We start from the raw sequence: 24,191 nt of genomic DNA on the forward strand, positions 1-24,191 counted from the left end.
GAGGAACTGCGCGACAAGCCACACTCAACCCGTACCCGACAACGAACCCTCCTGCTGAACCCCGGAGGGGCCCGCGCCCCAAGATCGGAGCCGGCTCGTCCGCAACCCCCGGCTCAGTTCCCGTGCGAACTCCTCGATCAGCGCCTGGGGTTCGCCCAACGGGGAGAGGGGAGAACCCGCAGAGAGCAGCTGCTGCGATGCCGGTACCTCGCTCGACATCAGCTGTCGGTCACCCATAACTCACGCTCGCTCACTGGTCGTTCCGCCAGAAGTGGATCAGCGTACGTAATCCGGGCAATTGGCGCGTCTCGACCCGCCGTCCGCGGGATGCGCGATCAGGAGCCCCGCGGGCCCCGCCCGAATGCCCTCGGCCCCGCCCGAATGCCCCCGGGCCCGCCCGAGTGCCCCGCGCCCGCCCGAGTAGCCCCACGCCCGCCCGAGTGCTCCGCGCCGCTCGCGGGCGCACACTGGTAGGACACCCGAAGAGGTGACTGCCGTCGGTGCTCACAAGGGGGTGCTGGCCGATGGCGAGGACACGTCACACGACAGTGAGACTGTGGCGCTGGCGGAGCAACCCGCTCCGACGGCGCGTGGACGTCGTAGAGGCCTGGCTACTGCTCGGCGCCTGGCTGATCGCCCTGGTCGGCGGCCTGATCGCAGGGCTGGCGGCCGCCGAGGCGGTGAGCCGCAGCGTGGACCGGCAGCGCGAGGAGCGCCGCCCGGTGACGGCGGTGCTCGCCGAAAACGCCCCGGAACGGTCACCGACCGAGTCCGTGGGCGACGACCTGGTCTGGGCCACGGTCCGCTGGAAGACACCCGACGGCAACGCCCGCACCGGCGAAGCCCAGGTCAAACCCGAAGCCAAAAAAGGTACCCGGACCACAGTCTGGACCGACCGAGACGGCACCCTGATGCCGCAGCCCCTCAACGAGGCGGAAGCGGTTCTGCAAGCGGTCTCAGCGGGCCTGCTGGCCGCGACGGGCGCGGGCGGCGCCGTCTGGCTGACCGCCTGGACGGTGCGCGGACGCCTCGACCAGCGCCGTATGCGCGAGTGGGACGCGGAGTGGGAGCGCGCCGACATGCGCTGGGGCGGCAGGACGGGCTGACCGCAAGACGGGCTGACCCCGACGAGCAGACCGCTCGCTCAACCCGGGCGCACCCGCTCATGTGCCGTGCCGTGCCGCGCACGCGCCACTCAGGACGACACCGGCTCAAGCCCCAGCGGCTGGATCCTGCCCTCCAACATCGCGCCCAGCCCCAACGCGGCGCACACATCGGGCCGCTCGGCGATATGCACCGGCATCCCCGTCGCGGACCGCAGCATGTGGTCGAACCCGGGCAGCAGAGCGCTGCCGCCGACCATCATGATCCCGCGGTCCGCAAGATCGGCCACCAGATCAGGCGGGCAGTCGCGCAGCACCCTGCCGATCCCGTCCAGCACAGCGGTGAGCGGAGTCTGGATGGCATTGCGTACGGCGGCCGTGTCCACCTGCACCGAGCGGGCGAGCCCCGTGGCCACGTCCCGCCCGTGGATCTCGGTACGGGCGGGCCCCTCCGGGGTCAGCCCGTTGCTGGACAGGGCCAGCTGCAAGGGACGTACGGACTGACTCGGCAGCACCAACTCGTGCTCATGGCGCAGATGCTGGACGATCGCGTGGTCGACGGCCTCGCCGCCGACGGGGATGCGCTCGGCGTTCACGACCGAACCGAGGGAGAGCACGGCGACCTGCGTGGCCGCCGCCCCGCACACCATGATCATGGTCGCCTCGGGCTGCTCCACGGGCAGCCCACAGCCGACCGCCGCCGCGATCAGCGTGTCCACCAGCTCGACCCGCCACGCCCCGAGCCCGACCAGCGTCTCGATCGCCGCGCGCTGGGCGAGCGGGTCGGCATCGTGCGGCGTACAGGCCGCCGCCCGCAGCCGCGGCTTACGGCGCAACGTGCGGCGGAGGCGTTCGCCGAGCAGTTGCCGCAGCATTCGCTGCGCCATGTCGATGTCGACGACCGTGCCGCCGGACACGGGCTTGACCACGCGGATGTAGTCGGGCGTACGGCCCGTCATCTTCTCGGCCAGCTCCCCGACCGCGATCAGCGCGCCGGTCCTCGTATTGACGGCGGCCACACTCGGCTGATCCACAACCAGCCCGGCCCCCTTCACAAACACACGGGTCCTCGCCGCCCCCAGATCAACGGCGAAATGACAGCGGCGCAACTGCTCCAAACTGGCACTGGCGGCCATGGCAGATCCTCCCGAGAGCGCAGACCGAGGGACCGCCGGGTGACGGTCCTCCCAGGCATCGTGCGCGAGCGCTCGGGAGTCCGCCCGTTGAGATGGGCTGGGTGGGGTGCCGCTGGATGGGTGCTCTTGAGCGGGTCAGTCGCGGCTGAGCGTTTCGAATACCGACTGCAAGTAGGTGACGGTGTGCTCGCAGCCGGCACGACGGAGGTGTTGCTCATGCTTTTGGCTGCGGGCATAGCCGACGAAGGGGACGCCAATGGTGCCCGCCGCAGTGAGTTCGGCCACGGTGGAGCCGATCAGCACCGTGCTCGATGCCGAGGTGCCCAGATGGTCCAGGGCCCGGAGCAGGCAGTCGGGATTCGGCATGAGCTTGGTGAGGTCCCCGGACCGGGCGTGGATCCCGCCGAGCACCGATGTACGGCGAGGTCACCGGGATCGGTCTTACCGCCGTCCCAGCCGCCCTGCGCGATCACCCGGGCCGGGACCTGGCCCTCTGTGCCGTGCGCGAAGGACACGGTGACCGTGTCCGTGCGGCTGCGCGCGACGACATGCGCGCACGTCAGGACGTGCCGCTCGGTGACCAGGAAACCGGCGCCGGTGTCGCGCCCGCAGCTGATTCTGGCGTGCCACGAAGCGCTCGTCATGATGCCGAGGTGGTCTCCGGGGAGCCGGCGCCCTGCCCCGGTGACCAGGCGAGCTTGACCACGAGATGCCCTTCGACCGAGCTCTTGGCGATCAACGCGCCCGCTTCCGCGGTGAGTTTCACGCCGAACTCGATCTCCACGGAGTCGGGGCGCAGCGAGCCGTCTCGGAAGACCCGGAGTGCGGACTCGGCTGCCGCGCGTACTCCGTCCAGGGCGCCCTCGAAGGTGCGGGTTGCCTGGACCGTGCCGTCGTCGCGGGAGACGAGCTGGTGGCCGGAGAGGTCCTCGGTGGCCGCGCCCTCGACGTTGATCACGACTCCGTCGTCGGTCTTGAACTCCACCAAGCCTTCCATGGCGCCCCCGGTTCCTGGTTCTCGGTTCTCGGTTCAGTGACTCTCGATCAACTCCATTGTTACGGACCGTACTTGTGGTTGTCGCGGCTTGTTGCGGTTTCTCAGCCCGCAACACCCTTCACAACCCCTTTCACGACCCCCTTCACCACCCCCAGCTCCACCAAGTCCTGTGGCCGGATCCGTAGTTCGTCCGCCGTGTCCTTCACTTGGTCCGGCGGGCGTTTGAGGATCGCCGCGGCCAGCTCTGGGGCTATCACCGAGAAGTAACTGTCCGGTGTGGCCCAGGTGTTGTCGGGAGCGGCGAGGGCCAGGGCGCCGCCCGAGCCGCCCTCGCCGATCAGAAGGGTGGTGAGGGGGGTGCGGGCGGAGGCCACGGCGGCGAACAGTTCCGCTATCGCCGCCCCCGCTCCCTGGCGTTCCGCCTCCGCGTCGTTGGCGGCGCCCGGGGTGTCCATCAACGTCAGTACGGGGGTGCCGAGTTGGTCCGCCAGGCGGATCAGACGGGCGGCGGTGCGATAGCCGGTGGGGCGGGTTGCGGTGCCTGTCTGGGCGGCGTAGGCGATCGTACGGCCGTCCTCCGCCCGTACACCGAAGCCGCAGAGCATTCCGGGATCGCCATCAGGGTCGGTGCCGCCGCCCGTGCGGTCGCCGCTGATCGGCAGACGGGCGCTGAGGTATGCGTCCAAGTAGGCCTGGGCGCGGGGGCGTTGAGGTGAGCGCGCGTTGTCGACCGCCTCGCGCCCGGTGGCGGGCAGGTCGGCCCGGCCCAGTGCGGGCGGGGGAGGAGCGGGCGTCGTCGACGGGCGGGTCAGCAGCCGCAGCCAGAGCTTCAGTACGCCGGGCAGCTCCTCCGGAGGTACCACCGCGTCGATCGAACCCGCCGCCAGCTGCGCCTCCGCCGTATACGCCGCCGGGTCCGCGTCCGGCGGGCGGACCCGGGAACCCGCGAAACCCACCTGGGCGCCCGGCAGCGCGAGGATCACATCGGCGCCCGCGCCCAGCGTGGCCCAGCCGCCGCCCGTCGTAGGGTCCCGCAGGACCGCGAGCTGCGGCAGGCCCGCCTCGCGGGTGAGCGCCGACTGCCGTGCCACGCGCTGGAGTTGGACCAGCGCGCGCATGCCCTCCTGCATCCGGCTGCCGCCCGTCGCGACGAGGGACACGACGGGGAGGCGATGCTCACGGGCGTAGGTGTACGCCGCCTCCAGCCGGTCTCCGGTGCGTTCCCCGAGCGAGCCGCCCAGGAAGCCGAACTCGAAGGAGATCAGCACGGCAGAAGTCGTACCGACCATGGCCGTGCCGCAGACGACGGACTCCTCCTCGCCGGTGCGGGACGCGGCGCGGGCGCGAGAGGCGTCGTAACCCTGCCAGGACAACGGGCCGTCGGGTGCGTACTCGCCTCCCTTGACCGGGAGTTCGGTGAAACCGTCGGCCACGAGACCGATCGCCTCGCGAGCAGTGAACCTCCGGCCGTCAGTCATGAGGCAGCGCGCGCTTCATGATCTTGCCCATGTCGTTACGGGGCAGGGCGTCGAGGTAACGGACGACGCGCGGACGCTTGTGGGGTGCCAGGCGGCGGGCCACATGGTCCGCCAACTCCTCGGCGGACGGCGGTGATTGAAGTGAATCCCGGTCCGGCACGATCCACGCCACGATCCGCTCGCCGAGGTCCGCGTCGGGCTCACCCGTGACCGCTGCCTCGCGCACGCCGGGATGTTCCAGAAGCGCGTTCTCGATCTCGCCCGCCCCGATCTTGTAACCACCGCTCTTGATCAGGTCGGTGGCCTTGCGGCCGACGATGCGTACGTAGCCGTCGGGGTCGCGTACCGCCATGTCGCCCGTGCGGAACCAGCCGTCCTCGGTGAAGGCTTCGGCCGTCGCGTCCGGCCGGTTCAGGTACTCGGTGAAGAGGTTCGGCCCACGGACCTGGATCTCGCCCACCGTCTCCCCGTCGTACGCCTCGACGGCCGTCACCCCGTCGTCCTCCGTCAGCCGCAGCTCCACGCCCGGCAGCGGAACGCCGACCGTGCCCGCGCGCGGCTCCCCGTCCGCACGGACGCTGGTGTTCATCAGGGTTTCCGTCATCCCGTAACGCTCGATGACCCGCCGCCCCGTCGCCGCCGCGATCCGCTCGTGGTCGTGCACGGGCAGCGCCGCCGACCCCGACACCAGCAACCGCGCCTTCCCCAGCGACTTCGCGAGAGCCGGGTCGTCGGGCAGCGCCTCCGCGATCCGGTGGTACATCGTCGGCACCCCGAACAACATCGTGGCGCCCTCGGTCAACTCCCTTGCCACTCCCGCCGTTTCGAACCTGCCCAGGTGCCGGACCGATCCGCCGCGGCGCAGCGGGCCGAGGATGCCGAGGATCAGGCCGTGCACATGGAAGAGGGGAAGGCCGTGTACGAGTACGTCGTCACCCGTCCACTGCCAGGCGTCCGCGAGGGCGTCCAGCGTGGCGGCGATGGCCCGGCGGGGGATGACGGCGCCCTTGGGCGGGCCGGTGGTGCCGGAGGTGTAGACGATCAGGGCGGGGGATTCGGGGGTGAGGTCTCCGGGGGCGTGGGGCGCCCCAGCGGCTCGTACGTCGATATCGATCCGCCCCAACTCACCCAGTGCTGCAGGGAGTTGATCACCCGCCCCCGCGAGCACCAGCGTCGGCGCGCTGTCCGACACGATGTGCCCCAGCTCGCTCTCGCCCGACTTCGGGTTGAGCGGTACGGCCGGGACGCCGGCCAGCAGCGCGGCGACCACGGCGACCGCGGTCTCCAGGGTGGGCGTGGCCCAGACGGCGATCCGGCCTGCTCCCGCGAGGCGCTCGGCCAGGGGCGCGGCCACGGCGGCCAGCTCGCCGTACGTCAGGGAACGGTCGCCGAAGCGCAGGGCGGGCCGTTGCGCACCGGGTCCGTCCGGATCCGCCAGGGCCTCGGTCAGGGCCGGGAAGAGAGGGGACACGCGTCGTACTCCTTGATCGTTCGTCGGTACGTGGCTGATGGGCGGGTGCGTCCTTCATGGGCGGTACGTCGCTCATGGCGTCGTCAGCATCCCTCAGGGCTTCCCTGGGGAGCACCCCAATCACCCCAGGTCATCCCCAGTTCGGCACCACCATCACCAGCCACGCCACCGCGGGTACCACCGCCACCACGATCCCTCCGTACACCATCAGCTGCCTGAAGAAACGCTCGCGGTCGACGTCCGGCGCCGCGGCCAGCACCAGCGCGCCGTTCGTCGAGAAGGGGCTCACGTCCACGACCGTCGCCGACACGGCCAGCGCGCACACCATGCCGATGGCCCCGATCTCGCCCTGCGCGAGGAAGGGCACGGCGAGCGGAATCAGGGCGCCCATGATCCCGACGGACGAGGCGAACGCCGAGACGATCGCGCCGATGTAGCAGAGCAGGACCGCGGCCAGCAGCGGTACGCCGATGTCGCTGACGCCCTCGCCTGCCCAGGTGATGGTGCCCATCTCGTCCAGGACACCGACGTACGTGAGGACACCGCAGATCAGCAGCACCGTCGACCAGGCGATCTGGCCGACCGCCTTGCGGCTGTCCTCCGGCCAGACGGTGCTCAGCGCGACGGCGAGGGTGATCGCGGTCAGGCCGGCGTCCAGGTCGAAGGCGAGGACGGCCACGACGAGGGCCACGAGAGAGGTGAGCGTGGCGATCCGGGCCGGGGTGAGGCGGGTGGTGTCGGGCTTGGTGGGGGCGTCTGGGCGGGTGGCTACGGCGGTCTTGGTGCCAGTGCCAGTGCCCGTTCCGGTGCCGGTGCCGGTGCCGGTGCCGGTGCCGGTTCCCGTTCCCGTTCCCGTTCCCGTTCCCGTTCCCGTTCCCGTGCCGGAGGTGGTACCCCCGGGCTGCGGGCCGGAACCGCCCTCCGGAAGGTCGCCCTTGTCGGAAGAGCCCTTGGACGCGTCCTTGGAGGGCTCGTCCAGTGGGACCGCCCCCTGCGCCCACAGCTTCAGCCCGCCGAAGAGCACGAAAACCACACCCGCGATGACCAGGTTGGCGAACAGGGAGGCCAGGAAGAGGGTGATCTCGTTGCCCGGCAGGTCCTCCCGTTCCACGATTCCGTTGACGATCGACCCGTAGATGCTGATCGGCGAGAACCCGCCGCCCTGCGCCCCGTGCACCACCATCGCGCCCATCAGCAGCGGACTGATCCCGTACCGCGCCGCGAAACTCAGCGCGATCGGCGCCACGATGGCGACCGCGGCCGGACTGACCGCGCCGATCGCGGTCAGCGCCCCCGTGATCACGAACATCACCCAGGGGATGAGGGCGACCCGGCCGCGTACGAGCCGGATCGAGGCGTGTACGAGCCAGTCGGTGGTGCCGTTGGCGCGGGCGATCGCGAAGAGGTACGTCACGCCGACGAGCACGACGAAGAGGTCACCGGGGAAGCCCGCGAAGATTTCGTCGGCGTTCAGTTCGGCGACGAGTTCGCCGACGCCGAACGCGGCGGCGAAGGCGAGCGCGCCCATGTTGATGGAGCGGGTCGTGGCGATCACGAACACCACGACGAGTACGAGGATCGATATCAGTTCGGCGGACATACGGGCTCCCGTCTTTGGGCCCCGGAGCGGCATTGAGGGCTGGCGGAGGGCTGGTGGATTGGCCAAGTGGCTGAACCACTTCGGTCGCTGGACAGCGTGGGCGCGACCCGGGCGCCCGTCAAGGGGTCGCGCAGGAATTGGCTCAGCCAGTGGACCACTGGCTCCACGGTGTTACGCTCCCGACGAAGGGGGACCTCATGACCGAAGCCCTGCGGCCCATGACGAAACAGCGCCTCTACGAGCAGGTGCTGGAGCGGTTGCGCCAGTACGTCGCCGAGGGCGGTCTGCGCGCCGGTGACCGGCTGCCGCCCGAGCGCGACCTGGCGGCCCGCCTCGGCGTCAGCCGCGCCTCCGTGAAGCAGGCCATCGTGGTCCTGGAGGTCCAGGGCCTGGTGGAGGCACGGCACGGCGGCGGTACGTACCTGGTCCGCGACAGCCTCGACGTCGAGCCCGTCGAGCGGCTCGTGGAACGCCGACGGCGCCTGCCCGACGTACTCGAAGCCCGCGAGGCCCTGGAGACCAAGCTCGCCGAACTCGCCGCCGAGCGCCGCACGGACGACGATCTCACCGCCCTCCGCGCGGCCCTCGACCACATGGAGCGGGAGATCGAGGAGGGCGCCCCCGGAGTGGAGGGCGACCGGCTTTTCCACGCCGCGGTCACGGCGGCGGCCCACAGCAGCATCCTCGCCGAGTTCATGCGCTCCATCGCCGACCAGATCACCGAGAGCCGCAATGAATCCCTCCGCCAGCCCGGCCGCCCCACCCGTTCCCTGGCCCAGCATCACGCGATCCTCGACGCGATCGCCGACCGCCGCCCGAGCCAGGCGGCCACGGCGATGCGCCGCCATGTCCGTACGGTGGCGAAGGTACGGCTGCTGGACTGGGACCCGGAGGAGAACGACTAACTGCCGCTCTGACGTGGGAAGTTAGGATCGTTAGGATCCCCTGCTATGACCGCCCCCGCGACGCCCCCTCTCCCTTCTCCCGTGAACGGGCGGGAACCCACCATCCTCGCCACCTCCGGCGGCCACCGAGCCGGCGGCGGCCGGACCATGATGATGTTCGACTCCCTGGTCCACCACGCGGTCGAACTCTCCGGCGCCCAAGGCCGCCGCCCCCGCGTCCTGTACGTGGGCACGGCGATAGGCGACGCCGAACACTTCACGGCCCGCATGTCCGAGGCCGCACGCGTGGCGGGCTTCGACCTCACGCCCCTCCAGCTCTTCCCGATGCCCAACCACGACGACGTGGAGGCCACCGTCCTCGACCAGGACGTGGTCTGGGTCATGGGCGGCTCGGTGGCGAACCTCCTCGCGGTATGGCGAGTGCACGGCCTGGACGACATCCTCCGGCGTGCCTGGCGCTCGGGCGTCGTCCTCAGCGGCGTCAGCGCGGGCTCGATCTGCTGGTTCCAGGGCGGCACCACGGACTCCTTCGGCCCCGAACTCCGCCCACTCACCAACGCGTTGGGCTTCCTCCCGTACGGCAACGGCGTCCACTACGACACCGACCTCGGCCGCCGCCCCCTGGTACACCGCCTGGTCGCAGACGGCACCCTCCCCACAACCCACTGCACCGACGATGGAGTGGGCCTGGTCTACCGCGGCACCGAACTGACCGAAGCCGTAACCGAGTTGCCGGGCAAGGGCGCGTACATCGTGACGCGCGACGGGGACTCGGCCGTCGAGGAACGCATCGAGCCGCGCCGCCTGCCCACGGTCAACTGACGCTGCTCCACACGGCTGTTGAGCCTGCCGGCGGTCTGAGCACACCCCGTGCTGCGCCGGAGGAGGATGCCCCGCCGTCAATTCGCCTCCGGCCCGAACCGACGTCTGTACGCCGACGGAGAGATGCCCGTCTCGCGGCGCATCAGCGTGCGCAAATTGGCAGCGGTGCCGAGCCCGCTGCGCCGCGCGACGATCTCGAAGCGGGACTCACCTCGCTCGATCAACCTGCATGCCAAGGCGAGTCGTTCCCCCGTGAGCCACGTCAACGGCGTCGTTCCCAGTTGTGCCCGGAAGCGGCGATGCAGCGTCGCCGGACTGACCGCCGCGCGCGACGCAAGGTCAGCGACCGTCAGTGGTGAGTCCAGCCGTTCTTGGGCCCAGGCCAAGACAGGCGCGAGGGACTCATCAGGCAGGTCGGGCATGGGCCGCTCCACAAACTGCCGCTGCCCGCCGTCCCGGTGTGCCGCGAAAACCAGTCGTCGACTCACAGAGTTGGCAATCTCCGCGCCGTAGTCGCGGCGGACCACATGCAGCCCGAGATCGAGCGCGGCCGCGCTGCCCGCAGCCGTGAGGATGTCACCGTCATCCACGAACAGCACGTCTGATGCGAGGTGGACAGAAGGGAAGCGGGCTCGGAAGGTATCCGCCCACTTCCAGTGCGCGGTGGCCCGGCGCCCGTCGAGGACTCCGGCCTCGGCCAGTGTGAAGGCGCCGCTGCAGAAGCCGATCATGCGCGCGCCGCGCGCGTGCGCCCGTCGGACGGCATCGAGCACAGCGGGGCGGCGGGGCACTTCGACGTCGGGGCGGTTGGGGACGATCAAGGTGTCGGCCGTGTCGGCCGCTTCAAGGTCGGCGACTCCCGTGAGCGTGAAGAATCCGTCCCGCATCAGCGTGCGGGGCTCGGGGGAGCAGAGCCTGAAGTCGTAGAGATCACGGCCGATCTCCGGCCTGCGCAGACCGAAGACCTCGGTCGCGCAGCCGAGCTCGAAGGGGTTCGAGTTCTCGTCGACGATCACGACGACCCGGTGTACGCCCGCCGAGCGCAGCGCGTGCGAGGATTCTTTCGCCATATGCAATTCCTAGCACTCACCTCCGCCATGCAAAACGGCTCAGGATGAGCCCATGAGTAACGAACCCATCTCCCTCAGCAAGGCTCTGGCCTCCTTCGATGCCCTGTGGAGCCCCCGTATCGTCACGCGCGTCAACGACTATGACGTCCGCATCGCCAAGGTCGAGGGCGAACATGTCTGGCACGTCCACGACGACACCGACGAGTTCTTCCTGGTCCTCGACGGAGAGCTCCACATCTCCTTGCGCGAGCCCGATGGGGAGCGCACGGTCCTGCTCCCACAGGGGACGGTCTTCACCGTCCCCCGAGGCACGGAGCACAAGCCGTACGCTCCGTCCGGCGCCGCGATCCTTATGCTCGAGCCCACCGGGACGCTGACCGTGGGCGATCGCCACGACGAGATCCCGGACCACGTGGACCCAACGACCGGGCACACACTCATCACGTGAGCCGACAGGCTTCGGGCCCGCCTGTTCCAAGGGCGTAGCCCGGTCACCGCACGTGGCCAGAGACGCACCCTTCTCTCTAATCTGCACGCATGACGGTGATCGGGCAGATCTCGTTGGGCGTGAGTGACGACCGGCGAGCGGGGGAGTTCTGGCGTCAGGCGCTGGGATATGTGCGGCGCCCGCCCCGTTTCGAGGGCGACGACTGGATCGTGCTGGAGCCTCCGCCGGGAGGTTCCGGGGTGGCGATCGCGATGGATGTGAGCGAGAGTCCCGCGGAGGAGTTTCCCCGGGTGCACCTTGATCTCAAGGCGGGGGAGCGGGACCTCGAGGACGAGGTTGAGCGTTTGGTGGCCCTGGGGGCACAGCGTGTCGACTGGCCGTACTACCCGGAGAACCCTCGCCCCGAAGAACCTCCGTATGTGGTGCTGGCCGACCCGGAAGGTAACCGGTTCTGCGTGGAGGGGCGGCCCGCACGCTAGGGCCTGTTCGGCGGGTCAGGCTGCTGCCCAGGCACGACCTGGCGGCGGCGATCTTCGCCATGTCGGCATAAGACCGCAAAGAGAGTGTTACGCCGTCGAAGGCTCGCCGACACAGTGATCGTTAAGGCTGATGGCGCCAATTGCCCATATCGACTGGGCAGTTGAGCGTAGGCACCAATCAAGGTCCTCCCCCACAATCCGACAGGATCGGACCACACAAGATGCTGAATCAGCTTGGGCACGCCCCCGTGCCCCAGGACGCTCACGCGCGCGTGCCCCGACATACCGTGCCGAGCCCCGGTCACGTCCTGGCCGTGGGCACGCCGGGAACGAGGCGTGAACAGTTGGGCCGTACGCTCATATCTGCCGGTTACGAGGTCAGTCACGCGGCGCCGGGAGACGTCATCCGGCAGGCGCGGCAGTACCGGCCTGACGCGATCGTCGCGCTCGACGAGGGACTTGATGTCGTACGGGAGGTGCGTGCCGATCCCGCGGGACAGGCGCTGCCTCTGCTCATGGTCACCGCGGACGGTTGCCCGAAGTCCGTGGCCGAGCTGCTGCGGGACGGCGCCGACGACTGTCTGCCGCAGGCACCCGACCCTGACGAGCTGGACGCGCGGATTGCGGCCAAGCTGCACCGAGTGCCCGTCCCCGTAGACCAGTTGCTCCTCGACCCGCGCACCGGTCTGTACTCAGGACCGCACTTCATGGACGAGCTGGACCGGGAGCTGAGACGTCCGGCGGCGGCCCGCCGCGGCGGTGTCCTCGCCGTGGTCGGGGTAGCCGAGACGGCGGCGCTGGAGGCCCGGCTGGGCACCCGCGTACGGCGCGAGGTCGCCGAACGGCTCGCCCAGGTCGCCGAGCGCCTCGGCAGCGGCTGCGACCGGCTCGGCTGGGACGACGAAGGGCATCTGCTCATGCTGATGCCCGGCGTCGACGAGGAGGCGGCACGCGGCGCGCTCCAGGAGTTCGCCAGCACCGTCGCCGGCACGCGGTTCGTCGTTGCCGACGAGAACGTACGGCTCACTCCCGCCGTCGGCTGGACCCCGCTCACCGACCACACCGGCCACAGCAGCCCGGTCCAGGAAGCGCGGGACGCCGCAGCCGAGGCCGTACGCCACCGGGATCTACGACCCGTCCGCTACGAACCGTGGATGCGCGCCAAGGCCAAGTCCTCCCACCGCCGCGCCCGCGCATCCCTCGCCCCGCTGCTGTCCCCGGTGCTCAGCCTGGCGCTCGGCATCGGTGTGCCGTTCCTGATCTACCAACAGGCGTACGCGCTCGGCTGGGACCTCGCTTCGGCCGCGTACTGGGTGGTGGTCGCCGGACTCGTCGTATCCGCGCTGCTCATCGTGCTGGAGTGCCTGTACTCGCTCGACGCCGAACCCCGCCCCGCCAAGGCCGCGCAGCCGTATCCGCCCGCCAGTGCCGTGATCGCCGCGTATCTGCCGAACGAGGCCGCGACGATCGTCGACACCGTCGAATCCTTCCTGCGCCTCGACTACCCGAACGAACTCGAGATCGTCCTCGCCTACAACACCCCGCACCCGCTGCCCGTCGAGGACACCCTGCGCGAGATCGCCCGCCGCGACCCCCGCCTCGTCCTGCTCCCCGTGCCGGGCAGCACATCGAAGGCGCAGAATCTCAACGCCGCCGCTACGCGCGTAGGGGGCGAGTTCGTCGGCATCTTCGACGCGGACCACCATCCGGCGCCGGACGCCTTCCGGCATGCCTGGGACTGGCTGTCCAACGGCTACGACGTCGTGCAGGGCCACTGCGTGATCCGTAACGGCGAGAGCTCATGGGTCGCCGAGCTCGTCAGTATCGAGTTCGAGGCGATCTACGCCGTCAGCCATCCCGGCCGGACCCGGATGTACGGCTTCGGGGTGTTCGGCGGCTCCAACGGCTTCTGGCGTACGGATCTGCTCGCGCGCACCCGGATGCACGGCTCCATGCTCACCGAGGACATCGACTCCACGATGCGCGCGCTGAACGAGGGCGCCCGCATCGCCATGGACCGCACCCTCGTCTCCCGCGAGCTGGCGCCCACGATGCTGAAGCCGCTGTGGAACCAGCGCTCGCGCTGGGCGCAGGGCTGGCTCCAGGTCTCGCTGCGGCATCTGTGGCGCGGGCTGCGGTCGCCCGTCTTCACCCGCCGCCAGAAGGCCGGGCTCTTCGTGCTGCTCGGCTGGCGGGAGGTGCAGCCGTGGCTGTCGCTGCAGATCCTGCCCGTGCTGCTGCACGCGGCGTTGCGGGCGGGCGGTGTCGACGGGCTCGACTGGGCCGTACCCGTCTGTCTGCTGGCGGTGGCCCTGACCCTGTCCGCCGGATTCGTACAGGCGGCGTTCGCCTGGCGGCTCGCGGTGCCCGAACTGCGGCGCCGTAAGGCCTGGTTCTGGCGCTACCTCCTCGTGTCGACCTTCTTCTACACCCACTTCAAGAACCTGGTGGCGCGGCAGGCGCATCTCAAGGAGGCGATGGGAGACCGGCGTTGGCGGGTCACGCCCCGAGCGGAGCGCGAGGAGGTGTCCGAGGCGTGAAGCGTTCCTCCACCCTCGAACTCCAGGGCTTTCGCGGCCTCGCCGCGCTGAGCACGGTCGTCTTCCACGTCTGGCAGCAGTACTACACGTACGACGCCGAAGGCTCCCATCCGCCGGTCGACAACCCCTGGCTGGGCGCGCTCATCTCACTCGAGGTCATCGACCTCTTCTTCGTGATGTCCGCGTACCTGCTGACCATGTCCTACGCCCGCGCGGCCATCGACGAGGGTTCGGTACGGCCGGGCAAGGTGTTCCTCTTCCGGCGGGCGGTACGCATCCTGCCGCTGTACTTCCTCGCCGTCCTGGTCGTCTGGGCGAGCCGCAATCCCACGCTCCCCGGCGACTGGCGCGACCTGGTCGAACACCTCACGTTCACGCACATCTTCGACCGCGAGCGGATCTTCTACACGCTGGGCCCGAGCTGGTCCCTGTCCCTGGAGATCGCGTTCTACCTGTCCCTGGTCGCGCTGGGCCCCTTGGCGATACGTGCCTGCCGCCGCCTGAACACCCGCCGCGCAAGGGTGGCGCTCTGTGCCTCGGGCTGCGCGGCTCTGTTCGCGGCTCCCGTCGCCTGGATCGCCTTCGCCCACCACATCCTCGGCATCCCGCACACCAACTGGCCGGTGTACTTCGGCCCTCAGGCCCGCTTCGGCGGCTTCGCGGCGGGCATGGGACTTGCGGTGCTACTGGTCGCGCTGGGCGAACGGGGCCGGATCACCGGCCGCTGGTCCGCGCTGCTCTCGGTGGCGTCATTGGCGGGCCTGTACGCACTCTCGTACACGTCCGCCCCGGAGAACTTCACACACACCTACTACCACCCGCTCGCGGCCCTGCTGTGGTTCGTGCTCCTCTTCGCCACGCTGCACATACGCCAACAGATGCGTGGACACGCGGTGTTGAGGGCCCGCTGGGTCACGACGGTCGGCCTGATCAGCTACAGCCTCTACATCTGGCACGAGCCGGTCATGCTCCAACTCGACAAGTCGGGCTGGCTGCCGCCGGGGCCTTCAGGCTTCCCGCTGGGCATCCTGATCGTGCTGGCGGTGGCACTGCCGACGGCGGTACTGAGCTATTGGCTCGTGGAGTACCCAGGCAGTCTGCTGGTCCGGGCGAAGGACGGGGCGGGGAGGCCACGGGAGTTCTATCCGGCGGCGCCGCTCCCGTCACCGTCACCGTCAACGGAGCGCGAGCCGGAGCCGGTCGGGGCGCCACAGCCGATGCGCTGACGGTACGGCCCTGACGCGTCCCGCACGTGTCCTGCGCGCACGGAAGCCCGTACGCGCAGGACACACTGCTGCCAACGGGCCGCGCCCGCCTACCCCTTGAGCCGCTCCGTCAGCTCCTCCACATCGGCCAGAAACCACGTCTGCCGCCCACGATTGCACTCCCGGACGAAGTCCCGCAGCGCCGAACTGGCCTCCGTATGACGGGAGATGTCACCGAGGACAACAATCCCCAATCCGTACTGGACGAACTTCTGGATGATGTCTCCGGCGACCCGCGTGCTCAGCTGAAAGAACGCCTCGTCGAACCGCTCGGCGGGGATGACGACCCTTTGGGCGCCCTGATACCCGGCGTCACCAATGAGATCCAGGGCGTCGCGTTCGCTGCGGATGGGTTCGCCCTCGGGGGCGCACATCAGGACCGGCACGTCGTGGATCTTCTGCAGGGTGGTCATGCCGGCCAACGCTACGAGACGCCCCGCTTCCAAGGGGAAGCGGGGCGGGGAGGGGCCGTCCGCCCCTGCTCCCGCCCGACCGCCGGATCGGCAGGGGCCCGGATGTCAGTGCCGGGTGCTTGTATTCGGTGCCATGACTACCTCGGTATTTCCCGCTCCGCCCGATCGCATTGAGCGGCCTGACGACGTCACCGTCATGCAGCAGACCACCGTCGATGAGCTGGCCCAAATACAGCAGCTCTGGCCGTCGTTCGAGAAGCTGGTCGGGCTGCGTGGACGCAAGATGTATGCGCAGATCGACGTACGCGAGAACACCTACACGGTCTGCACGCCGGTCAAGGAGGACGACCGCCCTGGCCTCTTGGGTCTGCAGCTCGGCACCCTGCCGGGAGGCAGCTACCTGCGCGGTCGCCTTGTCGGCGACCCGCCCCAGATCTATGAGCGAATCAGCGACGGGATGGCCGAGTTGGAGGCGATGCTGCCGGTCGATGACACGCGGCCCCTCGTCGAGTTCTACCGGCGGCACGACCAGATCGAGCTGTGGGTGCCGATCCGGTCGTGACTGGCTTTGTATCTGAGTGTGGGAGTCGTTTCGAGGTGACTGTGGGAGTGACTAGGGCCGGTCGAGGATGGCGGTGGCGAGGACTTCGTCGCCGGTCCAGGGCCCGGGCCCTTACGTCTCGTCGGGCAGGTAGGTGGCCAGCGTCCGCAGACCCGCCAGCACCTCCTCGGCGGTGGGTGCGGACTCAGGGTCGGTGAGATGCTGCATCATCAGGCCGCTGACGAGGGCGAGTTGCACCGAGCCGACGGTGCGGATCGTTGCTTCGGAGAGCTCGGTCTCGGCGGTTCCGGTGACCTCTCGCGCCATGCCACTGCGTCCCTGCCGCAGCCCGGCGGCCATCTGCTCACGCAGTTCCGGATCGCGCTGCGCGCGCAGGACTGTCTCCAGGTTGGCGGTCCAGAAGGTCTTGTTGACCGAGAACGCCTCGATCAGGCGACGCCATAGCTCGCCGAGGTCGGTGTCGCCCGCCGACGGCCCGAAGGCCTGGTCTCCCGAGTCGAGCGCCTCGAAGAGCGCCTGGTTGAGCAGCGCCTCCTTCGAGCCGAAGTGATAGCCGATCGCCGCCATGCTGACGCCCGCCGCGGAGGCGAGGTCGCGGACCGTCGTGCGCTCGTAGCCCTTCGTGAAGAGGCACTGTCTTGCGGCCTCCAGCAGCTTTTCCCGGTTTCCCATGACGCGGACCCTAGCAACAGCCTGCACGTTCGCGCGAGACGAACGCCTTAGGCAATCGTCTTAGGCGAACGTCTTGCGCATCTGCCCAAATCCTGGCTACCGTTCCGGGCATCGAAGATCACGCTGATCCCAGGAGCCCGAATGAGCACCAGGAAGTCCCGCGTCACAGCCCTTGCCGCGGTCGCTGTCTCCGCGACGCTCGCCGTCACGGTGAACACGGCCGGCCCCGCCTCCGCGCACCCCGGCACCCAAGTCGTCCCCACCCGGGTGATGACCGCCGAGGGCCCGGTCCAGGGCACGGTCGCCGATACAGTGCGCACGTTCCAGGGCATCCCCTACGCGGCCCCGCCGACCGGAGAGCGCAGGTGGAAGAAGCCGCAGCCGGTGCGCCATTGGTCGTCGCCGCTGGACGCCCGCGCCCCGAAGAGCGCCTGCGCGCAGCCGACCGACCAGCCGCCCATCTCGATCGAGGACGGCGGCAGTGAGGACTGCCTCTACCTGAATGTCACGACTCCGGCCGGCCGGACGACGGGACGGCTGCCGGTCATCGTCTGGATTCACGGCGGCAGCTTCACCTACGGCGACGGTGCCACCTACCGCGCGGCCAAGCTGGCCGCCGCGCGGCAGGGCGCGATGGTCGTGACGATCAACTACCGGCTCGGCGCGTTCGGCTTCCTCACCGCGCCCGGCCTGCGCGCACCGGCCAACCTCGGTCTTCTTGACCAGCAGGCCGCGCTGAAATGGGTCAACCGCAACGCCGGTGCCTTCGGCGGCGACCCCCGCAATGTCACGATCATGGGGCAGTCCGGCGGCGGCTACAGCGTCTGCGCCCAGCTGGTCTCGCCCGGAGCCCGCGGGCTCTTCAGCAAGGCGATCGTGCAGAGTGCGGGCTGCGTCGGACCGGACGGCTCGTTCACCCGCAGGCAGGCGGAGACCAACGGCCTTGACGTCGCCAAAGCCGCGGGCTGCGACGATCCGCGCACCGTCGACTCCTGTCTGCGGCGCAGGTCCACCGCCGAGCTCATCAAGGCGTCCGTCTCCGGGCACGACGGTTACCGGCCCGTGGTCGACGGCAAGGTACTGCCCGAGGCCCCGGCGCAGGCGATCGCCGCCGGACGGTTCGCCCGGGTACCGGTGCTGCACGGCTCCACTCACGACGAGATGAGCGGGCTGGCCGGGCTCGACGAGATCATGACAGGGAGGCCGTTGACCGCCGAGGGGTACACCGAGAAGGTCACCGAGCAGTTCAAGAAGGACGCTCCCGCGGTCCTGGCCGAGTATCCAGTGGCGAACTACCCGGCGCCCGGGGCGGCGCTGTCGGCCGTGCTGACCGACTCGGAGTGGTCGACCGCCGCGCTCGACACCCAGCGCGCGCTGGCCCGCTACACCCCCGTCTACGCCTACGACTTCGCCGAGACCGAGGCTCCGTACTTCAAAAGCGTGCCGGTACCGACGAGTTTCTCCCTCGGTACCGGCCACATGATCGACTTGGCCTACCTGTTCGACAACGACCTGTTCGAGCCGCTCGATGACACGCAAGCCGGGCTGTCGGACACGGTGACCGCCTACTGGAGCCGGTTCGCGAGCACTGGGCAGATGAACGGGTATGGCATGCCCACCTGGAAGCAGTTCACGGCCCGCGGCCCGTACGTGCAGCGGCTCGCGTCCGGCCGCATCAGGCAGACCGACTTCGCGGCCGACCACCACTACGCCTTCTGGAAGGCACTCGCCCCCTCGCAGTGAGGTGAAGTGCATCTGCCGGAGTACGCGACAGCCGGGGAGAGTGACACAGCCACGTGCAACAGCTCAACCCCGCGCTCAGCGCGATTCAGCCGTCACCACGTCGGCCACCACACAACTCACGTTGTCCGGGCCGCCGGAGTTGTTCGCCGCGATGATCAGGGCGCGAACTGCCTGTTCAGGGGCGGGAATTGTGGTCAGGGTTTCCTGGATCTCCGAGTCCGGGACTACCGACGAGAGGCCGTCGGAGCAGAGGAGGTAGCGGTCGCCCGGCTGGGCGTCGTGCAGGCGTACGTCCGGAGTGGGGGCCGGGGCCGCACCCGTCAACGCCTTCAAGAGAAGCGCGCGTTGGGGGTGGGCCGTGGCTTCCTCCAGGGTGAGGCGGCCCTCGTCGATCATCGACTGGACCATCGTGTGGTCGTGGGTGATCTGGAAGAGGGAGCCGTCGCGCAGGAGGTAGGCGCGGCTGTCGCCGATGTGGACCAGGGCCAGTTGGGAGCCGGTCCAGAGCATGGCGGTGAGGGTGGTGCCGTCCTCCTTCGGGTTCCGGGTCGCGTCCTGGACCGCCTGGGTCGCGCCCTGGACCGCGTCTTCCAGAAGGTTGAGGACGCTGCCCGCCGTAAGGGGCTCGGTGTCCAGGAACTTGAGGGCCTCGACCGCGGCCGTACTCGCGGGGGCGCCCGCCGGACCGAAGCCGTCCGCGACGGCCAGGACTCGGGTGCCCGCATAGGCCGTGTCCTGGTTGGCGGGGCGGACGAGGCCGGTGTCGGAGAGGGCGGCGTAACGCAGTTCCAGCATGGTGGTGTCCTTCCTCGGAACCTGTGAGAGGTGGTCGACGAGGAAGGCGGCCAGGTCACGGCGGGTCGCCGTCTCGGCCTCGACCCGCGCCCAGTACGCGCGGATCTCCGCCGCGGCGGACGCAGGCTCGAGCGCGCAGACCTCGCGTATCCGGGCCAACGGCATCCCGAGCCGCCGCAGCCACGCCACCAGACGCGCCTGCTCAAGCTGCTCCGGCGCGTAGTAGCGGTACCCGCTCTCCGGGTCCACCCGCGCCGGCCGCAGCAACTCCAGCTCGTCGTACAGCCGAAGCGCCTTCGGCGACAGCCGGCACGCCTTGGCGAACGCCCCGATCGTCAGCATGTCCATGCGATCTCCCTGCATTTCCACGCGATCCCCCTGTGCGATCGCCCTGTGCGATCTCCATGCGCCCGCCATGCGAGCTGGTCGTTCCTCGTCGTGCCACCGATGCTGGGGCCTCCCCAAAGGTGAAGGTCAATCCACGAGCTTTGGTTCCTCTTGGGTTGTTAGCCTGCGGGCCGGATCGCCGGGATCGACCGGCGCACCGTTTCGACGTACGAACGAGGAGTCCGCTGTGGCACGCAGTACCCGAATATCGCTCGTCACCTGCCGGGAGGTCGTGGAGAGCGGCAGGGACGTCGATCTGCCGGTGCTCGCGGGCGCGGTGGAGGAGGCCGGGGCCGAGGCCGTCGTCGTGTGCTGGGACGACCCTGACGTCGAGTGGGGCGACTTCGACCTCGTCGTCATCCGGTCCACCTGGGACTACACCTGGCGTTCCGCGGAGTTCGTCGCTTGGGCTGAGCGGTGCGCGGCCGCCACGACGCTCGCCAATCCGGTCGACGTCGTGCGGTGGAACGCCGACAAGCGGTACCTGGGGGATCTGGGGGCGGCCGGGGTGCCCGTCGTCGACACGCGTTTTATCGCACCTGGAGACCCGGTCGACCTGCCCGAAGGGCAGGAGTACGTCATCAAGCCCACCTCGGGGGCAGGGGCCCGGTTCGCCGCCCGCTATACGCCCGGGGAGCGCGAGACCGCCGTACGCCATCTCGCGCGGATGCACGCGGAGGGGCTGGCCGCGATCGTGCAGCCGTACGTACGGAGCATCGATACGGCGGGTGAGCGGGCCCTCCAGTTCTTCGGCGGGCGTTTCCTCCACGCCATACGCAAGGGCGCCGTCCTCGCACCCGGAACCGCCTACGACGAGGCCAAGGTCCCGCACCCGAACGTCCGGCCCTGGGAGCCGACCTCCGCCGAACTGGCCGTCGCCGAACGGGCGTTGGCGGCCGTACCCGGCGACGGCGACCCCGAGCTGCTCTACGCCCGCGTCGACCTCGTGGACGGAGACGACGGCGAGCCCCGCGTCATGGAGCTCGAGCTGATCGAGCCGAACCTCTTCCTCTCGCTGCACACCGACTCGGTGCCGGTCGTCGCGGAGGCGATCGTCAAGGCTGCTCAGCAGCGGCCTGCCCGCTGACGGCCACGCGCTGCAACAGCCCCCACGTGAACTCAGCCACGCAGTCCCGTCGTACGCCCGAAGAGTCCGTCGCCGTGAACTTCAGTCCCCACCGCGTCGGCGCCGTCCCCTCCAACGGCCGGACCGGAGCGAAGGCGCGGGCCGCTTCGTCGACCGTGCAGGACCAGGGGGTCAGGTCGTCGAGCGTGTCCAGTGAAGGCCCGGTCGCGCCCGGGGCCCGTACCAGCCACTCGTTCCAGACGACTCCGTTCGAGGCGAGGAGCACCTCGAAGCGGAGGTCCGGCCACAGGGGTACGGACCAGAGCCGGGCCTCGCACTCCAGGTCGCCGATCTTCCGGGTGGTCACCGACTCCGGCTGGCCGAGGACGGAGTGGTAGCGGGAGGCGGCCGAGCGGGAGCGGGGGCCGCGGATCATCGCCTGCCAGCGGCGGTTGGCCTCGCGCATCTCGGCGATCGAGACGCCCAGTTCATGACGGGCTTCCTCGACCAGGTCCGGATTGTGGTCGGCCATACGGCGCAGCAGGACGAGCTGGAAGTCGAGCCGGGTGAAGGGGCGGGTGGGTCGCTTCGCGGCGGGCATGCGTCCCATCCTCGCGGACACGCGTTCCATCGTCGCGTACGGACCCGTCATTGCGTACGGATCGGTCATCACGTACGGACGGGTCATCGGGTACGGACCGCTCGTCGCGTACGAGTCGCTCGCCCGGGCGGCGGCCGTCGGGGAGGAACAGTACGGAGTTCACGTACCGGATGTAGCCGTTGCCGCGGAACGGGAGCACCCGGCGGAGCAGGCCCTGGGAGACGACGTGGGAGGCGCGTGCCTGGTGGGCCTCCAGGTCGAAGGAGGACAGGGGGAGCCAGGTGTCGCCGGGCAGGACCCAGCCCTCGTAACCGTGCTGGGCGAGATGGGAGACGACCGGGGCGATCGGCTGGATACGGGCCTCCAGCTCGATGAACAGGGCCGGCCGATCGCGGGTCAGCAGGGTGGTGGCGCCGTTCAGGACCGCGAGTTCGTTGCCGTCGACGTCGATCTTGATGAAGCCGACGTCGTGCAGGTCCAGGCTGTCCAGGGTGACGCAGGGGACGTCCAGGGCGCGGGCGTGGATGTCACGGCGGATGAGCGAGGAGACGCCGCGGTCGCCCTGGTCGCCGGGCGGCAGCCAGAGCCGGGCGGTGCCCTGCTGGTCGCTGGCGGCGGCGCGGATCACCCGTACGTTGCCGGGGGTGGCGTCCGTCAGCAGGCGGGCCAGGTGCGGGACCGGCTCTACGGTCACGACGCGGTGGGCCCGGTCCGACAGGCGGCGGGTCCAGGGGCCGTACCAGCCGCCGACGTCCACGGCCGTGCCGCAGTCCGGCGGGCACAGCTCGGGGAGCCGGGCCAGCTCGGGCTCGAAGCGCGGGTAGACGAGCCGGGCCGCGGCGGCGACGAGGCGGAGCGGGATGAAGGGGGCTAGTCGGGCGGCCAGGGTCATGGGGCGATCCGTTTCAGCAGTCGCTCGTGTTCGTCTTCCGTGACCTGCTCGCCGGAGGACGGGAGGAGCTGAGGTATGCCGTCGATGATCGGGTAACGGCGTTGCAGGCGTGGGTTGTAGAGGGCGTCGCCCGGCCCTCCGGGCTCATCCGGTTCCTGTGCGAGGAGGTGCAGGGGCCCTTTGTCGAGCGGGCACGCCAGGATCTTGAGCAGGGGGTCGTCAGGGTTCATGGTGGGGTCAACTCTCGGGTGGGGGTGGGGCGTTCGGGCTTGGCTGCCGGTTCGGTCTCCGGTGACCGCTCGGTGTCCGGGGACCGCTCGGTCTGGGGTGACCGCTCGGTGTCCGGAGACCGCTCGGTCTCGGATGACCGCTCGGATTCCGGCGGCCGCTCGGGCTCCGATGGGGAATCGGGCTCCGAAGGCGGCTCGGGATCCGGGGACTGGTCGGGCTCCGATGGGGATTCGGGCTCCGACGGGGAGTTGGACTCTGGGGGCCGTTCGGACGGCGACGGCCGCTCAGACTCCGGTGTCGGCTCATGGTCCGGAGGCGGTTCGATTTCCGAGCGGGGCTCGGGGTCTGTCGGCCACCCGGACTTCGTAAACCATGCCGACACCGGCCGCGGTTCCGGATCCGAAGGCGGTTCCGGGTCTGACAGCCGGGGTTCCGACACCGGCGGCGGTTCCGGCTCCGACGGCCGGGGCTCCGACACCGGCGGCGGCTCCGACACCGACAGCCGAGGCTCCGGCTCCGAGAGCGGTCCCGGATCCGACGGCCGGGGTTCCGACACCGGCGGCGGTCCCGGCTCCGACAGTCGGGGCTCCGGCTCCGACGGCGGCTCCGGCTCCGACGGCCCGGGCTCCGGCTTCGCCGGCGGATCATGCTTTGGCATCGCGAGGAGTACGGAGACCGCCAGCGCCGTGCCGCCGAGGCGCAGCGCTAGCCGTACCGGGTCCTCGGGAAGCGCCTCGCCGAACGCGAGCGTGCCGAGGATCGCCGTGAACAGGCAGGTCACCGTCGTACAGACCGGCACGATCAGCGAGGCCCGGCAGCGTTGCAGCGCCGCTTGCGACATGATCAGGCCGAACGCGCCGGTGAACATCAGGATGTACGGATACGGGGAGATCAGCAGGTCGAGTACCGCTCCACCGAGGCCACTTGCCGTCAGGTAGCTCGACACGCCCTTGATGGCCAGCGAGCTCACCCCGTACAACAGGCCCACCGCCACGCCGTATTCGACCCCCGTGGTCGGCATACGGTGCCGGCGCCGCGCACGGTGCTCGGCCGAGCCGTACAGCCAGACGCCCATCGCCAGGGTCGGCAGGCAGACCAGCAGGATCGTCGAGACGGGGGCGCTGCGGCTGACCGTGTCGGATTGTTCGTTCAGCGAGAGCACGACCATCAGCAGGGCGGCGAGGATGGCGCCGAGTGCGTACCGCTCGCGGCCGGAGGTCTCCTCGCCGAGCAGCTTCGAGGAGAGCAGGACGAGGATCACCAGGCCGGAGACGAAGATGCCCTGGGCGGCGGCGATCGGCAGGGTGCGGTAGACGATGAGCTGGGCGCCGAAGCCGCTGGCCAGGGCGAGGGAGCCGCCGATCCACAGCGGGCTGCCCAGGACGAGCCGCAGCAGCCGAACCGGTTCGCGGACGCTCACCGAGGGCATGGTCGCCAGCGCCCGTTTCTCCAGGACGAAACCGGTGCTGTACAGAACGTTGGCCAGCAGCGCCGCGGCTACCCCCCACCACATGG

Annotated in this window: 24 protein-coding genes and 1 pseudogene; 10 read left to right on the plus strand and 15 right to left on the minus strand. The window is 70.0% G+C overall.

The features are described from left to right. The first annotated feature begins 524 nt into the window (after positions 1-524). Positions 525-1,106, plus strand: coding sequence for an Rv1733c family protein (locus ACQEVY_RS32820; RefSeq protein WP_432953006.1), 582 nt, complete (start codon positions 525-527; stop codon positions 1,104-1,106). A gap of 89 nt (positions 1,107-1,195) precedes the next feature. Here the strand turns inward: ACQEVY_RS32820 and ACQEVY_RS32825 are convergent, their stop codons facing one another. From ACQEVY_RS32825 to ACQEVY_RS32855, 7 genes are all read right to left on the minus strand, one after another. Beyond that, positions 1,196-2,239 carry a rod shape-determining protein gene (locus ACQEVY_RS32825; protein WP_432953007.1) on the minus strand — a complete coding sequence of 348 codons (1,044 nt, stop codon included), beginning with the start codon at positions 2,237-2,239 and terminating at the stop codon, positions 1,196-1,198. Positions 2,240-2,374: 135 nt separating this feature from the next. Continuing rightward, the gene (locus ACQEVY_RS32830) at positions 2,375-2,605 is read right to left on the minus strand and encodes an HAD family hydrolase (RefSeq protein WP_432955674.1); all 231 of its coding nucleotides are present in this window, start codon (positions 2,603-2,605) and stop codon (positions 2,375-2,377) included. Further along, complete coding sequence (locus ACQEVY_RS32835; RefSeq protein ID WP_432953008.1) at positions 2,536-2,883, minus strand: trypsin-like peptidase domain-containing protein; 348 nt, start codon at positions 2,881-2,883, stop codon at positions 2,536-2,538. Before ACQEVY_RS32835 ends, ACQEVY_RS32830 begins: the two co-directional genes overlap by 70 nt. Next, positions 2,880-3,236, minus strand: a complete 357-nt coding sequence (locus ACQEVY_RS32840; RefSeq protein ID WP_432953009.1) for a CU044_2847 family protein — start codon at positions 3,234-3,236, stop codon at positions 2,880-2,882. The genes ACQEVY_RS32835 and ACQEVY_RS32840 overlap by 4 nt, the downstream gene beginning before the upstream one ends. A 101-nt stretch (positions 3,237-3,337) precedes the next feature. Next, complete coding sequence (locus ACQEVY_RS32845) at positions 3,338-4,714, minus strand: carboxyl transferase domain-containing protein (protein WP_432953010.1); 1,377 nt, start codon at positions 4,712-4,714, stop codon at positions 3,338-3,340. Then, complete coding sequence (locus ACQEVY_RS32850; RefSeq protein WP_432953011.1) at positions 4,707-6,185, minus strand: acyl-CoA synthetase; 1,479 nt, start codon at positions 6,183-6,185, stop codon at positions 4,707-4,709. Before ACQEVY_RS32850 ends, ACQEVY_RS32845 begins: the two co-directional genes overlap by 8 nt. Positions 6,186-6,315: 130 nt before the next feature. Next, entirely contained in the window at positions 6,316-7,785 is a 1,470-nt protein-coding gene (locus ACQEVY_RS32855; protein ID WP_432953012.1) for an SLC13 family permease, read from the minus strand. 197 nt (positions 7,786-7,982) lie between these two features. Here ACQEVY_RS32855 and ACQEVY_RS32860 point away from each other — a divergent pair, with 197 nt between their 5' ends. Continuing rightward, positions 7,983-8,690: a FadR/GntR family transcriptional regulator gene (locus ACQEVY_RS32860; protein ID WP_432953013.1), complete on the plus strand. Its 708-nt coding sequence runs from the start codon at positions 7,983-7,985 to the stop codon at positions 8,688-8,690. A 45-nt stretch (positions 8,691-8,735) separates the two neighbouring features. Further along, positions 8,736-9,512, plus strand: coding sequence for a Type 1 glutamine amidotransferase-like domain-containing protein (locus tag ACQEVY_RS32865; protein WP_432953014.1), 777 nt, complete (start codon positions 8,736-8,738; stop codon positions 9,510-9,512). Positions 9,513-9,589: 77 nt separating this feature from the next. Here ACQEVY_RS32865 and ACQEVY_RS32870 read toward each other — a convergent pair whose 3' ends face one another. Further along, positions 9,590-10,582 (minus strand): GlxA family transcriptional regulator, encoded by a 993-nt coding sequence (locus ACQEVY_RS32870; protein ID WP_432953015.1) that lies wholly within the window; start codon positions 10,580-10,582, stop codon positions 9,590-9,592. A gap of 52 nt (positions 10,583-10,634) precedes the next feature. On the opposite strand from ACQEVY_RS32870, the gene ACQEVY_RS32875 reads away from it, so the two are divergent. The 4 genes from ACQEVY_RS32875 (at position 10,635) to ACQEVY_RS32890 (ending at position 15,275) form a co-directional block, all read left to right on the plus strand. Next, complete coding sequence (locus ACQEVY_RS32875) at positions 10,635-11,030, plus strand: cupin domain-containing protein (RefSeq protein ID WP_432953016.1); 396 nt, start codon at positions 10,635-10,637, stop codon at positions 11,028-11,030. 89 nt (positions 11,031-11,119) lie between these two features. Continuing rightward, positions 11,120-11,509, plus strand: a complete 390-nt coding sequence (locus tag ACQEVY_RS32880) for a VOC family protein (protein ID WP_432953017.1) — start codon at positions 11,120-11,122, stop codon at positions 11,507-11,509. Between the two features lie 221 nt (positions 11,510-11,730). Further along, entirely contained in the window at positions 11,731-14,049 is a 2,319-nt protein-coding gene (locus ACQEVY_RS32885) for a glycosyltransferase (RefSeq protein ID WP_432953018.1), read from the plus strand. After that, entirely contained in the window at positions 14,046-15,275 is a 1,230-nt protein-coding gene (locus ACQEVY_RS32890) for an acyltransferase family protein (RefSeq protein WP_432953019.1), read from the plus strand. Before ACQEVY_RS32885 ends, ACQEVY_RS32890 begins: the two co-directional genes overlap by 4 nt. Positions 15,276-15,364: 89 nt before the next feature. Here ACQEVY_RS32890 and ACQEVY_RS32895 read toward each other — a convergent pair whose 3' ends face one another. Beyond that, the gene (locus ACQEVY_RS32895; RefSeq protein WP_432953020.1) at positions 15,365-15,727 is read right to left on the minus strand and encodes a DUF4180 domain-containing protein; all 363 of its coding nucleotides are present in this window, start codon (positions 15,725-15,727) and stop codon (positions 15,365-15,367) included. A 133-nt stretch (positions 15,728-15,860) separates the two neighbouring features. Between ACQEVY_RS32895 and ACQEVY_RS32900 the strand changes: the two genes are divergently transcribed. Further along, entirely contained in the window at positions 15,861-16,289 is a 429-nt protein-coding gene (locus tag ACQEVY_RS32900; protein WP_432953021.1) for a hypothetical protein, read from the plus strand. Positions 16,290-16,400: 111 nt separating this feature from the next. Here the strand turns inward: ACQEVY_RS32900 and ACQEVY_RS32905 are convergent, their stop codons facing one another. Continuing rightward, on the minus strand, positions 16,401-16,961 hold the full coding sequence (locus ACQEVY_RS32905; RefSeq protein ID WP_432953022.1) for a TetR/AcrR family transcriptional regulator: 561 nt from the start codon (positions 16,959-16,961) through the stop codon (positions 16,401-16,403). Between the two features lie 141 nt (positions 16,962-17,102). Between ACQEVY_RS32905 and ACQEVY_RS32910 the strand changes: the two genes are divergently transcribed. Then, positions 17,103-18,704: a carboxylesterase/lipase family protein gene (locus tag ACQEVY_RS32910; protein ID WP_432953023.1), complete on the plus strand. Its 1,602-nt coding sequence runs from the start codon at positions 17,103-17,105 to the stop codon at positions 18,702-18,704. 75 nt (positions 18,705-18,779) lie between these two features. On the opposite strand, the gene ACQEVY_RS32915 is transcribed toward ACQEVY_RS32910, so the two are convergent. Beyond that, positions 18,780-19,847 carry a MerR family transcriptional regulator gene (locus ACQEVY_RS32915; RefSeq protein ID WP_432953024.1) on the minus strand — a complete coding sequence of 356 codons (1,068 nt, stop codon included), beginning with the start codon at positions 19,845-19,847 and terminating at the stop codon, positions 18,780-18,782. A 226-nt stretch (positions 19,848-20,073) separates the two neighbouring features. On the opposite strand from ACQEVY_RS32915, the gene ACQEVY_RS32920 reads away from it, so the two are divergent. Beyond that, the gene (locus ACQEVY_RS32920) at positions 20,074-20,973 is read left to right on the plus strand and encodes an ATP-grasp domain-containing protein (protein ID WP_432953025.1); all 900 of its coding nucleotides are present in this window, start codon (positions 20,074-20,076) and stop codon (positions 20,971-20,973) included. On the opposite strand, the gene ACQEVY_RS32925 is transcribed toward ACQEVY_RS32920, so the two are convergent. The 4 genes and pseudogenes from ACQEVY_RS32925 to ACQEVY_RS32940 all read right to left on the minus strand — a co-directional run. After that, on the minus strand, positions 20,942-21,553 hold the full coding sequence (locus ACQEVY_RS32925; RefSeq protein ID WP_432953026.1) for a hypothetical protein: 612 nt from the start codon (positions 21,551-21,553) through the stop codon (positions 20,942-20,944). The two genes, ACQEVY_RS32920 and ACQEVY_RS32925, sit on opposite strands and share 32 nt — an antisense overlap. Then, positions 21,441-22,445 carry an FkbM family methyltransferase gene (locus ACQEVY_RS32930; RefSeq protein ID WP_432953027.1) on the minus strand — a complete coding sequence of 335 codons (1,005 nt, stop codon included), beginning with the start codon at positions 22,443-22,445 and terminating at the stop codon, positions 21,441-21,443. The genes ACQEVY_RS32925 and ACQEVY_RS32930 overlap by 113 nt, the downstream gene beginning before the upstream one ends. Next, positions 22,442-22,675, minus strand: a complete 234-nt coding sequence (locus ACQEVY_RS32935; protein ID WP_432953028.1) for a Trm112 family protein — start codon at positions 22,673-22,675, stop codon at positions 22,442-22,444. The genes ACQEVY_RS32930 and ACQEVY_RS32935 overlap by 4 nt, the downstream gene beginning before the upstream one ends. Positions 22,676-23,274: 599 nt before the next feature. Further along, positions 23,275-24,189, minus strand: a pseudogene (locus tag ACQEVY_RS32940) (hypothetical protein); the annotation flags it as partial. Positions 24,190-24,191: the final 2 nt, after the last annotated feature.

The organism is Streptomyces sp. CA-288835 (assembly GCF_050936385.1).
GTDB lineage: Bacteria > Actinomycetota > Actinomycetes > Streptomycetales > Streptomycetaceae > Streptomyces.